This is a genomic window from Cupriavidus sp. LA-1 (genome assembly GCF_055385985.1).
The window spans coordinates 1,033,283-1,045,276 of the sequence record NZ_AP031387.1 but is presented as its reverse complement, the minus strand read 5'-3'; the positions used below and the strand labels follow the sequence as shown (position 1 = coordinate 1,045,276).

Here is an 11,994-nt window from a genome sequence, read left to right as displayed (position 1 = left end):
GGCAACCCAGTTGAAGGAGCGTTTATCATGGAATTGCTGCTTAGCCTGCTGGTCGGTTGCGGCATCTCGCTGATTCTGTTCTATCGCAAGTGACGCGCACAGCCGCCGCGGTGCCGCCGCCGGCAGACTTTTGTTGTTGACACATGTTCGACCAACGCTTCTTCAAAGTTACGCTCGCCGTACTGCTGTTCCACGTCGGCCTGCTCTACCTGATCCAGAGCGGCCTGGGCCGCAAACTCACCGAAGCCGTGATCGCGCCCGAGATCATCGCGCGCATCATTCCGCTGGAGCCTCCCAAGCAGGAAGCCCCGCCGGAGCCGCCCAAACCCACGCCCAGGCAGGAAACCCCGCCCAAGCAGGTAAAGGTGACCACGCCCAAGCCAACCCCGCCGCAGCCCAGGCCGACCCCGCAGCCGGTGGCCAGCCTGCCGCCGACGCCGAATGCGCCCGAGGCCCCGCCCGCGCCGCCGGCACCTCCGGCGCCTGCCCCGGAACCCGCCCCGGCACCGGTATCCGCCGCGCCGCGCGCGGTCGGCATCGGCGAAATCCAGTGCACGCCGCCGCAACCGAAGTATCCTTCCCAGTCACGCCACATGGGCGAGACCGGCAAGGCCGTGGTGCGCCTGACCACCGACGAGAGCGGCAAGGTCGTGAAGACTGCCGTGGTGTCGTCGAGCGGTTCGTCGCGGCTGGACCAGGCCGCGGTGGAAGCCGTGCAGGGCATGCGCTGCAAGCCATACATGGACAACGGCCGCGCCGTTGCCGTGACGGCGCAGCAGCCGATCGGCTTTGAACTGAACTGACCCCGATTTCCGATCTCTGATCGATCTGAATGATCTGACCTAAACCAAGCGAACTCACCAGGAACCAACACATGCAGGACCTCGGACTCTCCCACCTCTGGACGCAAGGCGACTTCGTCATGCGTGCGACCGCGATCATTCTGCTGATCATGTCGCTCTCCTCATGGATCGTGATCCTTACCAAGGCATGGGATCTGGTGCGCCTGAAGAAGATGGCGCAAGGCGCGGAAAAGCGCTTCTGGCACTCGGACGACTTCGACCACGCGCTCGAAACCCTCGGCGCCAGCGATGCCAACCCATTCCGCACCCTGGCCGTCGCCGGCAAGGAAGCAGCCCAGCACCACCGCGCCAGCCAGCCGCAGCTGCACGACGTGATGGACATCTCCGACTGGCTGACCCGATCGCTCAAGAGCTCCATCGATGACTCGGTGGCGCACATGCAGTCGGGCCTGGCAGTGCTGGCCTCGGTGGGCTCGACTGCACCGTTCGTCGGCCTGTTCGGCACCGTGTGGGGCATCTACCATGCGCTGATCGGCATCGGCGCCTCGGGCGTGCCGACCATCGACAAGGTTGCCGGCCCCGTGGGCGAGGCGCTGATCATGACCGCCTTCGGCCTGGCCGTGGCAATTCCCGCCGTGCTGGGCTATAACGCCCTCACCCGCGGCAACAAGTCGGTGATCTCGAAGCTCAACCGCTTTGCCCACGACCTGCACGCCTATTTCGTCACTGGCGCGCGCGTGCGCCCCAGCGGCGCCCGCGCCGAGGACGGCACCGTGCGCCTGGCCGCGGCACAGCGCTAAACCGCCAGCAAGGAAGTCATCATGGCATTCGGTACTCTCGACGGCGACGACGACGAGGTGATGAGCGAGATCAACATGACGCCGCTGGTCGACGTCATGCTGGTGCTGCTGATCATCTTCATCATCACCATTCCCGTGATCAACCACGCGGTGAAGATCGACCTGCCGCGCGCCTCCAACACCCCGAACGACCCGAAGCCGCAAAGCATCAACGTCTCGATCGACGCTAGCGGCAAGGTCTTCTGGAACGAGGTGGAAGTGAACCAGGCCACGCTGGAAAGCAATATCGCGCTGGCCGCGCAACAGCAGCCGCAGCCCGAGCTGCACCTGCGCGCCGACCGCGATGTGCGCTACGAGCGCGTAGCCGAGGTCATGGCCGCCGCGCAGCACGGCGGCCTGGGCAAGATCGGCTTTATCACCGAACCCAAGCACTAAACCCGGCGCCTCCAGGCGCTTGCGAACGACAAAGGGCACCTCAGGGTGCCCTTTGTCGTTCAGCGTGCCAGCGCGCGCCACATCACCGCTGCGCCTCGTTCCAGCCGGCTTGTAGCCGTTGTCCGAATCCTGGTCGAAGGCTATTGTAATGATAACAATTCTCATTTAATATCACGCCATCGACTGCGCCATGTGCGGCGCGCCCTTCCCTGATCGCCCCCTCCCTTATTGCAGAATGGAGCCAGATGATGAGCACACTTTCCCTGCCGCTGTCGCAACCGCGTGAAGTCACCCGCCGCCGGCTGTCGCTGCGCCGTGTCGAGGTGGCCGCGCAACCGCGCCGCGAGGCCAGCGCGAAGGCCGCGCCGTCGGCCATCGCCTCCGTGAAGTCCGCGGTGGCGGCCCTGCCGGCCCGCCTGGAGGCACTGGTGCGCGACAGCCTGTCGTCGGCACCGGCCGGCGAGCCCGTGGCACTGGACGCCATCATGCGCGGCGCCAATACCCTGCCGATCCTGCATAACGGCGAGGTCTACACGCTGCGCGTGACGCGCTATGGCAAGCTGATCCTGACGAAATGACGCGGCTCTGCGGCGCTACTGCGAAGTGGAGGCCAAAGGGAAGTGAACGAGATCCGCGCCGGGCGCGGGCGCCACGCAGGTGGCAGTAAAGACTTTTGTGGGGACCACCTCGAAACGAGGTGTTGGGTAGTAGCTAGGTAGTGTTCGCGGGCGGGATTCAGACCCCACGCCAGGTCGACCGTACCCAGCCATGCCCTCTTTTAATCCGCCCCGCAGGCCATGCCTGCGGGGCTTTTTCATACGCCTGCGCGATGCCTTACAGGCCCAGCGCAGCGATGCCGGCACGCGCGATCTGCGCGTCTTCGGTCGACTTCACGCCCGACACGCCTACGGCACCGACCACCTGGTCGTTGCACACGATGGGCACGCCGCCCTCCAGCATGCCTTGCAGCAGGGGCGCCGTCATGAACGACTGGCGGCCGTTGTTGATCATGTCTTCATAGATCTTCGACTCACGGCGGCCCAGCGCCGAGGTACGGGCCTTTTCACCGGCGATATAGGCCGAGATCGGCGCGGCGCCGTCGAGGCGCTGCATGGCCAGCATATGGCCGCCGTCGTCGACCACGACGATGGACACGGCCCAGTGATGGTTCTTCGCCTCGGTTTCCGCTGCGGCCATGACCTTCTTCACGTCGTCTGCCGTCAGAACCGTCTTTTGCTGCATACCACTCTCCTGGTCATTCATTTGGTTGAGGCCGAAGTATAGCGCCGCACCCCTGTCATCGTCATGGCAGACACACCGCTGCGGCCTGTGCAGGGGTGCGCTCCACAGCAAAATGGCCCGCGCAAGGCGGGCCATTTGTCATGCGGGCACAGTCCCGGGATCAGGCGCCGTCGGTAAACGGATCGGGCTTGCCCAGCTTGGCGCCGTCGGTGTACGGGTCGGCCTTGCCGACGCGGGCACCATCGGTGAATGGATCCGGCTTGCCCACTTTGGCGCCGTCGGTGTACGGATCGGCCGCGCCGATCCTGGCGCCGTCCAGATACGGGTCGACCTTGCCGACAGCGGCGAACGAGGCGTTGGATACAGTGGCCAGCACCGCCAGCGCGGCGGCGGCAACAACGGCTTGTTTGATCTTCATGAAATTCCCCTTGCTACTTGGTTGGTCGAGGCACCGCGGAGGCCCACGAAACAGGCGTCATCACGATGTCATGGGCGTAGTTTAGGGGAAAACCCTTATGTCGACAGAGGTGATCCTTTGAGCAGTCCGTTCAAATATTTTGACGACGATCAGAAAGACGTAGGTTTCCCGGAACCGGCCTGTGGTCTTCATGTCGCAGTGCGGCAAGAAAAAGAGAAGGGGCCCCGGAGGGCCCCTTCTCTTTCAAAAAGCTTGGTTCGTACGCGCGACCCTCAGTCGTCGCGCCAACGGCCGTGACCATGACCACGGCGCCATCCCGGCGGGCCATAGTAACCACGGTAACCACCGTAATAGCGCGGCGGGCCGTAATAGCCCGGACCGTAATAGACCGGACGCGGGGCATAGTAGACCGGAGCCGGGGCTACGACCACCGGCGGCGGGGCATAGTACACCGGAGGGGGCGGATAGTAGGCCGGCGCGCCGATCACCACGCCCGGCACGCCAATCGCCACGCCGACGCTTACATGGGCCATTGCTGCCCCAGACGCCAACCCGGCCGCGATACCGAATGCTGCGAGCCACCAACGTTTCATATCCGCCTCTCAATGTGAGATTTCTCTTAATTGGTATTGTAGAGGTTCGGAAATTTCCAGGTGCAACGGCGCGCACGACATTGTTACCAGCCGTAACAATGTCGTCACTTTTGTGCGGCGGGGCCCGGCTTGCGCCACTTGCCGGTGCCATCTCCTGCTGCGCGCTTGCATCCGGGATGCGGAGCCACCACAATACCGGGCTTGCCATGCGGCCGTGGAGAAATTGGTAGACTCAGCAGACTTAAAATCTGCCGCCTTTCCAGGCTTACGGGTTCGAGTCCCGTCGGCCGCACCAGTAAATTCCGTTGCTCTACCTCTGGGGTACCGGAACGATAGCGTGGCAGCAGCCCTCTGACCACCTCGTAGGCTAGGCAAGCCCCCTCAGCGCGGAGCCAGCCATTCAACCAGCCGCTTCCCATACCGCCCCCCCAGCGCCAGAAATAGCGCGGCCACACCGAAATTCCATAGCAATATCATGGCCGTGGCCTCGAGCGAGTGCAGGATCGACAGAGCCACGGCGGTCATTGCGGCAACCGCAAGGCTGCCTACCATCGTGATCGGAACCGGCGACAGTCGAGCGACGTGACGCAGCATGATCAGCATCACAAGCGATAGCGGCATGGCAACCAATGCCAATGTCGCAAAGCAACGAGCCGTCTCTCCGGCAGACATTCCGTCCGGCCCGATGACGACCCAGTTGGTAAGACATCCATAGCCAACCGTGGCAATCCATACGAGAGCAGCCGGAACCGGCAGCAGAAGCCAGCGGCGTGCCATACCTGGAATGCTGGCGAAAAACACACCCACTGCGGCCAAAACACCGGTGGCCGTCGCTGCAGTCAGGCTGACGATAAAGGCTGGCTGGCGCAGCTTAAACGCCAGGTCTGCGCGCACGCCATGGGCGATACCGACGCAGAGCACAACCAGTGCGGAGAACAGAATCCAGCACGCAGCTCGCGTCGCGGGTGCGCGAAGCCGTCGGACCGGCGTTGCGTCCCCAACCAGGCGTTCAATCAAGTCGGAAGTCCGTGTCATGACTTGCTACCCCGCTGCCGCAACAGCTCCCGCAGCCGTTTCATTGCCCGGTGGGTGGCCACCTTCAATGCGGCGACTGACATCCCGCTAGCCGCAGCGGCCTCCCGCAAGGACATTTCCTCCAGCTTAAGCATGCGCACCGCATCGCGCTGCCCCGCAGACAGCTGCTCGATGGCCTCACGCACAAAGCGGGCGTCCATTGCCTCTTCTTGCAAGTTCGCTCCGGTGGCAACAAAGGTTTCGTGCTCCGAATCCAATGGCGTCTCATGCAGGCCAGCGCGCCCATGCCGGCGCAATACGTCGACAATCCGCCGATTCGCGATAGCAACCAGCCAGGGACCGAACGGGCGCTCCGGGTCGTATGTGCCGCGCACTGAATGCACCGTCAGCAGCACATCCTGAACCACGTCCTCGATGTCATCGCCGCTGCGGAAGTGGCGCGCCGCAAGTGCGCGGAGGTAAGGCGTGATGCCTTCAAGCAGCTGGCGATAGGCGCCCTGGTCACCCTCCTGCGCCCTGGCCATGGCGACGGACCAGTCCAGCCTGCCATCACCTCGCCTGACCAAGGGGTCAGTCTCTCGGCCCGTCGCAGGGGGCACCTGGGCGTTTCCCTCGGGGGCCGAGGCAGATGTCAGTGAGGGTGAATGCCTGGGCATGCCGGAATTTTGCGACAGGCAAGACGATTTGTCGCGCAAAAAAAAAATCGCTATGCGTTGTAACCTCCGGCGGCACTTCGCCGAACTTGGATACACGGCCAGACTCCCGGCCGCACCCTCAGGAGGACGCAAGATGAACAAGCATGTTTTGGCCGCCTCAACGCTATCGTCAGCAATCGGCCTTGCGCTCGCCATGCAGGCCTTGCCAGCTCAGGCCCAGGCCCAGGCGATGAAAGACATGAGCGGCATGCCGCAAGTTGTCAAAGACAACATGGCCCGGATGGAGAAGAACAAGCTGGAGAAGTGCTATGGGATAAACGCCGTGGCGAAGAACGACTGCGCGGAGGGGGCTCACTCCTGTGCGGGCCAGGCGACCCAGGCGCGCGATGCCAAGTCATTCGTTCTCCTTCCCGCTGGGGATTGCAGCAAAATTCAGGGCGGCAAGCTGAAGCCAGCTTAAGCGATGGGTTATCCGATGCATGCCGCTTCATCGCCGCGCTCGCTCAGCCCGATTCCGGCGCGCGCCGGAATCGGGCTGCGCTTCCGGCACCATCAGGCGGTGCTCGAAGAACGCCCGCCAATCGCGTGGTTTGAGGTGCATACCGAGAACTACATGGGTGGAGGCAGCGCGCCAGGCTACCTGGACGCCATTCGACTAGACTATCCCGTCTCGCTGCACGGCGTCGGCCTGTCCCTGGGCAGCGCGGAAGGGCTGGACGCCGGGCATCTCGAACGGGTGCGCAGGGTTATCGAGCGTGTCGAGCCCGGACTGGTCTCCGAGCATCTTTCCTGGAGCATCAGCGGCGGCACTTATCTCGCCGACTTGCTGCCATTACCGCTAACCGAGGAAGCACTGGTCATCGTCTGTCGGCACGTTGACCAGACCCAGACCTGTCTGAAGCGCCGCATTCTGGTTGAGAATCCGTCCACCTACCTGCGCTTCGGGCACTCAGTCATTCCCGAGTGGGAGTTCCTCGCCGAGGTGAGTCGACGCACGGGGTGTGGCATCCTGTGCGACGTTAACAATATCTACGTCAGTGCCAGCAACCACGGTTGGAATGCACTGACTTATCTGGATGCCTTGCCGCCATCGGCAGTTGCCGAGGTCCATCTGGCGGGCCACAGCGTGCGGCCGCTCGACCAGGGACGCGTACTTCGCATCGATGACCACGGCTCGCGCGTCGCACCACCGGTGTGGGACCTGTTTGAACAGGCCCTCAGGCGCTTTGGCACGGTTCCCACACTGATTGAATGGGACACCAATGTGCCGGCTCTCGAAGTTCTCATGGAAGAATCGGCGATTGCCCAGGCAGCGATGGAGAGACAGCGAAATGACAGCCTCAGCGCCAACGCTGCTTGAACTGCAACGCGCGGTCCAGTCGGACTTACTCGGCCTTAGCGATGGCAGCGCTTCCAGGTATGTGTTGCCCGATGGCTTGGACCCGAAGGCAAGACTCGGTATCTATCGGAACACGGCAACTGGTGCGCTACTGACGGCGCTACGGCTTTCCTATCCGGCCGTGGAGGCGCTGGTGGGGCCAGAGTTCTTCGAAGGGGCAGCCAGACAGTTCATCACCTGCAAGCCGCCCGCGAGCGCGCAACTCGATAGCTATGGCGCTGAGTTCCCGGAGTTCCTGGCGCAGATGCCGCAAGCGGCGTCGCTGGTCTACTTGCCTGACACTGCGCGACTGGAATGGGCGGTGAATGAAGCGCTGCACGCTCCGGACACGAACCCACTCGACTTGAGTCGCCTGGAGCAGCTGGACAAAGCCGAACTGCACCTTGTCACGTTCTTGCCGAACCCCGCCGTGCGGCTTCTTCGGTCTTCTTATCCAGTGGATGCCATCTGGAATGCGGTGCTGACACGTGATGACCGCTCATTGGCTAGCATCAGCCTGAGCGCTGGCCCTGTCTTTCTGTACGTCAGCCGAAGCGCTTCCGGAGTGGACATTAAGCGAATAGGCGAATGGCAATGGTCATTTGCAACAGCATTGCTCGAAGGCCACGTCTTGAGCGATGTACTTGTCGAAGTGCCAGGTGACGAAGCGCCTGTATGGCTCGCTTCTCTGCTCGCATCAGCATGCTTCGCCGATGTCTGCCTTTGCGGCCGACCATGTCATCCAGCAATGGGGAGTCCAGCCAGATGACGCAGGTATCTCAATCCGAGTCACGAAAGTCAATGCTGAACGACCGCGTCCTGCGGGCAATCGGATGGCTGGAGCGCGTGCCCTATACGCTTCTGGCGCTTCCGCTGCGGCTCGCTGTCGCCACGGTCTTCTGGAACTCGGCCATGACCAAATTGGCCAACTGGGACGCTGCGCTCGAACTATTCAGGGAAGAGTACCGAGTGCCACTGCTTGCACCCGAGGTAGCTGCCTATCTGGCGGTGTCAATCGAACTGACCGCACCGGTGCTGCTGATGGTGGGCCTGGCGACACGCCCCGTGGCAACTATCCTGCTCGGCATGACCACCGTCATCGAGATATTCGTGTATCCGCAGGCCTGGCCCACCCATATCCAGTGGGCGGCCATGCTGTTGGTTCTGCTTTGCCGTGGAGCCGGGAACTGGTCATTGGACCATCTCTTATATCGGCGACTAAGCAGTTCGAACCGGGCGAAGTGATTTCGCGTGACAGAAACGAGGCCACCGCACTATCGAGGCGGAGCTACCGCTGCGTATGCTGCACTGGCAGATTTATCGACACGGATGCCGCGCATATCGTAGCGTCGGTGTTGCCGCTCTCCCAGCCTCAGTCGTCGTGATCTTCGTGGTGCCGATGGTGCCCGTGGTATCCATCGCCCCAGTATCCATACGGACGATAGCCGTATCCGCTATCGTACGGCACCACGACACAGCCGCCGAGCAGCGTGGAAGCGGCAATCAGCAATGCAAGAATGGGTTTCATGGCGACTCCCCAAAGGTGACAAACGCGGAGAGGCCAGGCTGGATTTCCAGCTAACCCGCGCTCTCCGCAAAGCTCCAGCACTCAGGCTACGTTGCAGCGGCCTTCGCCCCCGGCAACGCCCCCTCGGTTCGCCCGATGGGAGCGGCTTACTGCTTCTTCGTCTTGTCCACGCTGGCTGCGGCCTTCGCGGCTTCGGGCTGCGCCTCGGGCTTCGCCACCTCTGCCTTGGCCTTCACCTTGTCGGAATCATTCTTTGCTTCAGACTTCGCCATACCAGCCTCCGTATGGGTGGCCTTGGCCTTGCTCGCCTTGTGGTGGGTGCCCTTGGCGGCGGACTTATTGGCATCCGCCTTTACGTCAGCCTTCTCCTTATTGGCGCTGGCTTGAACCTTTCCTTCATCGCCCGGCACGCTGGCGCCCTTCTTGTCCTTGTCGGCTTTTGCCGGCGTGGAGCTCTTTTCCTTGACGACCTTTACCTGGTCTTTCGTCGCCTGTGCTTGCGGCGGAGTCGCGGAAGCTGGCACACCAGTCTGCGCGAAAACGGTACCGACAAGGGCTGCAGAGGCGAGAGCAACGAACAGCTTCTTCATGACGTGAACTCCTGAGGAATTTTTGGCAGCTCGGCAATGCGCCGTGCTTACCCGCTAAAACGGCACCGCCGCGAGCCAAGTTGACTCAGAACCCGTGACAATCCGTAAGTTCTGAAACAGGCAAACTCAATTCGCGAGCAGGGCCGGATATGCCTACACCTGCAGCACGGGCCCTCGCCCTTTCGGAAGAATTTCGACTCCGGTCCACGCTGCAAAATGCCCGGTCGTTTTATAGCCCCAACAGTACCGCCGGACACCCGGTGCATCGACGTCGCGTTACAGAAAGTCACCGCTGTGCGAATCCGCTAATACACTGTCGCCCCATGCTGACCTAGAGTCTCTGCAAGAGAAAAAGGAGAAAATCATGCGAAAGGCCGCATCGCTCTTGCTTCTGGTCGGCGTTACCGCGCTCGGCTCCAACATGGCTGAGGCGCGGGTGGACGTCGGCATTGGATTTGGCATCCCTGTGCCAGCGGTTGTCGCCCCGCCGCCCGTCTACTACGAGCCGGCTCCCGTGGTGGTTCAGGCGCCGCCCGTGGTAGCGGCTCCGGCCTACTATTACGACGACTGGCAGGGCCGCGCCTGGAGAGAGCGCCAATGGCGCGAACAACGATGGAGGGAGCACGAATGGAGGGAGCACGAATGGCGGGAGCGCCGGCGGGAATGGCGGCGCTGGCATGACGACTACGATGACTAGCATGTGCGAGCGCTCGTCGCTTGCGGGTAACAGTCGGAACGCCGAGGCGCTCGTCATCACCCATCAGATTTGCAGGTAACAGTATGAGGCCGCGTCATGCGACCAAGGCAGACCTGCGCGATGTGGAAGCATTGCTCCGGTCGTGTTCACTACCCGTTGGCGGAATATATAGCGAAGCGGTGCAATTTCATGTCAGCCGGGACAAGACTGGCCTCCTCGGCTGCGCCGGTATCGAGGTGTTCAGTGACAGCGTTGGCCTGTTGCGAGGCGTCGCTGTCGCCGAGCGCGCGAGACGGGCAGGACTGGCCGCCTTGCTGGTGTCCGCACTGGTGGCCGACGTACGTTCGCGCGGTATCGAATCCCTGGTCGTCCAGACTGAAACTGCCGCTGGCTATTTCACTCGTCTTGGCTTCACGGAAATGGAGCATTCGGCCATACCACCAGAATTGCGGGCTTCCCGCGAATTCTCCGACCCCGGTGCCCGAACGGCGGCAATCATGAAGGCTGATCTCTAGCTACACAGCACAGTGGGCTAGTCCTGCTGCAGCACGACCGAACCGCCCAGAGCGACGACCGACAGATGCCGAGTCATTGCCGCTTACGGTTTGCATTGAAGTACCCCCCGGAGCATCACCGTTCTCGCTGGCCAGGCAACGCCCCAAAAGCAAAAAAGGGGGCCATCGCCCCCTCTTCCGGTGATCGCACGCGCGCCTTACGCCATCGCGTAGCACATCAGCGCACCCGCACTCATCAGGAACACGAACAGCACCCCGGCCAGCGCCAGCGGCTTGCGCCCGGCGCGCAACAGGTCGCCGATGCGGGTGTGCAGGCCGATCGCCAGCATGGCGCAGGCCAGCAGCCAGTTATCCAGTGCGATCAGCGGCGCCTTCCAGGCGGTGGGCACGGTGCCGGCCGAATTGACCGCCATCACCGCGACAAACCCCACCGCGAACCACGGTACCGATTTCAGGATGCCGCGCAGACGGTTGCCACCGGCGGCGCCTTGCTCCGCTTGCGACCCGCCTTGCGGCCACAGCGCCATCACCAGCAGCAGCGGCCCCAGGGCCAGCACGCGCACCATCTTGGCCACCACGGCAGCGTCGGCGGTCGGTTCGCTGATCATCTTGCCGGCGGCGATCACCTGCGCCACTTCATGCAGCGTCGCGCCGGTGAAAATGCCGAACATGCGCTCGCTGATCGCCCAGTGCCAGTGGCCGGTCGCCAGCTCATACAGATAGGGGTAGAGCAGCATGCCGACGGTGCCGAACAGCACCACCGTCGCCACCGCCACCGCGGTCTGCTTGTCGTCGGTGCGCACCACCGAGGACACGGCGATGGCCGCGGCCGCACCGCAGATGGCGCTGCCCGAGCTGACCAGGATCGCCTCGCGGCGGCTCATGCCGAAGAACGTCGTGCCCACCCAGGTGCCGAACAGCAGCGTGGCCACCAGCATGGTCAGCGGCACCACGATGCCGGGCAGGCCCAGCGCGACGATCGAGGCGAAAGTCAAACGCAGACCATACAGCGCCACACCCGTGCGCAGCAGGTAATGGCGGGCGACCTGCATCCCGGGTGCCAGCGGCGCCAGCCAGTGGCGCGGCAGCGTATTCGCAGCGACCATGCCAGCGCACATGGCCAGCGTCAACGCGCTGAGGCCATAGCGCGACACGGCCGGATGATCGGCCAGCACCATCGCCAGCCAGGCGATGCCGCCCAGCGGGACCAGCGTCAGCAAGCGCTGCGACCAGGGCGGCGGCAAGGCCGGTGCGGCGGCGGGGGCGGTGCGGGGGGCGGAGACGGAAGTCATGGCGGGCTCGGG

Annotated in this window: 18 protein-coding genes and 1 tRNA gene; 11 read left to right on the top strand and 8 right to left on the bottom strand. The window is 63.3% G+C overall.

The genetic code is table 11. The features are described 5' to 3' along the window. Positions 1-143 precede the first annotated feature (143 nt). The 4 genes from ACZ5MJ_RS05030 to ACZ5MJ_RS05015 all read left to right on the top strand — a co-directional run bounded on the left by ACZ5MJ_RS05030 (position 144) and on the right by ACZ5MJ_RS05015 (position 2,616). Positions 144-803: an energy transducer TonB gene (locus tag ACZ5MJ_RS05030; protein ID WP_464222733.1), complete on the top strand. Its 660-nt coding sequence runs from the start codon at positions 144-146 to the stop codon at positions 801-803. Between the two features lie 71 nt (positions 804-874). Next, positions 875-1,603: a MotA/TolQ/ExbB proton channel family protein gene (locus ACZ5MJ_RS05025; RefSeq protein WP_432257590.1), complete on the top strand. Its 729-nt coding sequence runs from the start codon at positions 875-877 to the stop codon at positions 1,601-1,603. Positions 1,604-1,624: 21 nt separating this feature from the next. After that, complete coding sequence (locus tag ACZ5MJ_RS05020; protein WP_464222732.1) at positions 1,625-2,038, top strand: ExbD/TolR family protein; 414 nt, start codon at positions 1,625-1,627, stop codon at positions 2,036-2,038. Between the two features lie 248 nt (positions 2,039-2,286). Further along, positions 2,287-2,616 carry a hemin uptake protein HemP gene (locus ACZ5MJ_RS05015; protein WP_464222731.1) on the top strand — a complete coding sequence of 110 codons (330 nt, stop codon included), beginning with the start codon at positions 2,287-2,289 and terminating at the stop codon, positions 2,614-2,616. 256 nt (positions 2,617-2,872) lie between these two features. Here the strand turns inward: ACZ5MJ_RS05015 and ACZ5MJ_RS05010 are convergent, their stop codons facing one another. The 3 genes from ACZ5MJ_RS05010 to ACZ5MJ_RS05000 form a co-directional block, all read right to left on the bottom strand. Then, positions 2,873-3,280 carry a heme-binding protein gene (locus ACZ5MJ_RS05010; protein ID WP_464222730.1) on the bottom strand — a complete coding sequence of 136 codons (408 nt, stop codon included), beginning with the start codon at positions 3,278-3,280 and terminating at the stop codon, positions 2,873-2,875. Between the two features lie 160 nt (positions 3,281-3,440). Beyond that, positions 3,441-3,698, bottom strand: coding sequence for a hypothetical protein (locus tag ACZ5MJ_RS05005; protein ID WP_464222729.1), 258 nt, complete (start codon positions 3,696-3,698; stop codon positions 3,441-3,443). A 272-nt stretch (positions 3,699-3,970) separates the two neighbouring features. After that, positions 3,971-4,291, bottom strand: a complete 321-nt coding sequence (locus ACZ5MJ_RS05000; protein WP_464222728.1) for a hypothetical protein — start codon at positions 4,289-4,291, stop codon at positions 3,971-3,973. A 208-nt stretch (positions 4,292-4,499) separates the two neighbouring features. On the opposite strand from ACZ5MJ_RS05000, the gene ACZ5MJ_RS04995 reads away from it, so the two are divergent. After that, a tRNA-Leu gene (locus tag ACZ5MJ_RS04995) sits at positions 4,500-4,586 on the top strand. Between the two features lie 86 nt (positions 4,587-4,672). On the opposite strand, the gene ACZ5MJ_RS04990 is transcribed toward ACZ5MJ_RS04995, so the two are convergent. Together ACZ5MJ_RS04990 and ACZ5MJ_RS04985 are read right to left on the bottom strand one after the other, a co-directional pair. Then, positions 4,673-5,326: an NrsF family protein gene (locus tag ACZ5MJ_RS04990; protein WP_464222727.1), complete on the bottom strand. Its 654-nt coding sequence runs from the start codon at positions 5,324-5,326 to the stop codon at positions 4,673-4,675. Then, a complete protein-coding gene (locus tag ACZ5MJ_RS04985) occupies positions 5,323-5,850 on the bottom strand; it encodes a sigma-70 family RNA polymerase sigma factor (RefSeq protein WP_464222726.1) in 528 nt (175 codons plus the stop codon). Before ACZ5MJ_RS04985 ends, ACZ5MJ_RS04990 begins: the two co-directional genes overlap by 4 nt. 265 nt (positions 5,851-6,115) lie before the next feature. Here ACZ5MJ_RS04985 and ACZ5MJ_RS04980 point away from each other — a divergent pair, with 265 nt between their 5' ends. Genes ACZ5MJ_RS04980 through ACZ5MJ_RS04965 form a run of 4 tightly spaced genes read left to right on the top strand, consistent with a single transcriptional unit; the run spans position 6,116 to position 8,605 of the window. Then, the gene (locus tag ACZ5MJ_RS04980) at positions 6,116-6,442 is read left to right on the top strand and encodes a BufA1 family periplasmic bufferin-type metallophore (protein ID WP_464222725.1); all 327 of its coding nucleotides are present in this window, start codon (positions 6,116-6,118) and stop codon (positions 6,440-6,442) included. Between the two features lie 3 nt (positions 6,443-6,445). Next, the gene (gene bufB / locus ACZ5MJ_RS04975; protein WP_464222724.1) at positions 6,446-7,342 is read left to right on the top strand and encodes an MNIO family bufferin maturase; all 897 of its coding nucleotides are present in this window, start codon (positions 6,446-6,448) and stop codon (positions 7,340-7,342) included. Further along, positions 7,314-8,129, top strand: coding sequence for an HvfC/BufC family peptide modification chaperone (locus ACZ5MJ_RS04970; RefSeq protein ID WP_464222723.1), 816 nt, complete (start codon positions 7,314-7,316; stop codon positions 8,127-8,129). The genes bufB and ACZ5MJ_RS04970 overlap by 29 nt, the downstream gene beginning before the upstream one ends. A 32-nt stretch (positions 8,130-8,161) precedes the next feature. After that, positions 8,162-8,605, top strand: coding sequence for a DoxX family protein (locus ACZ5MJ_RS04965; RefSeq protein WP_464222722.1), 444 nt, complete (start codon positions 8,162-8,164; stop codon positions 8,603-8,605). Positions 8,606-8,732: 127 nt separating this feature from the next. Here ACZ5MJ_RS04965 and ACZ5MJ_RS04960 read toward each other — a convergent pair whose 3' ends face one another. After that, positions 8,733-8,888, bottom strand: a complete 156-nt coding sequence (locus ACZ5MJ_RS04960) for a hypothetical protein (protein WP_464222721.1) — start codon at positions 8,886-8,888, stop codon at positions 8,733-8,735. 146 nt (positions 8,889-9,034) lie between these two features. After that, the gene (locus ACZ5MJ_RS04955) at positions 9,035-9,478 is read right to left on the bottom strand and encodes a hypothetical protein (protein ID WP_464222720.1); all 444 of its coding nucleotides are present in this window, start codon (positions 9,476-9,478) and stop codon (positions 9,035-9,037) included. A gap of 364 nt (positions 9,479-9,842) precedes the next feature. On the opposite strand from ACZ5MJ_RS04955, the gene ACZ5MJ_RS04950 reads away from it, so the two are divergent. Continuing rightward, entirely contained in the window at positions 9,843-10,175 is a 333-nt protein-coding gene (locus ACZ5MJ_RS04950; RefSeq protein WP_464222719.1) for a hypothetical protein, read from the top strand. 83 nt (positions 10,176-10,258) lie between these two features. After that, a complete protein-coding gene (locus tag ACZ5MJ_RS04945) occupies positions 10,259-10,690 on the top strand; it encodes a GNAT family N-acetyltransferase (RefSeq protein ID WP_464222718.1) in 432 nt (143 codons plus the stop codon). Between the two features lie 197 nt (positions 10,691-10,887). On the opposite strand, the gene ACZ5MJ_RS04940 is transcribed toward ACZ5MJ_RS04945, so the two are convergent. After that, complete coding sequence (locus ACZ5MJ_RS04940) at positions 10,888-11,982, bottom strand: YeiH family protein (protein WP_464222717.1); 1,095 nt, start codon at positions 11,980-11,982, stop codon at positions 10,888-10,890. Positions 11,983-11,994: the final 12 nt, after the last annotated feature.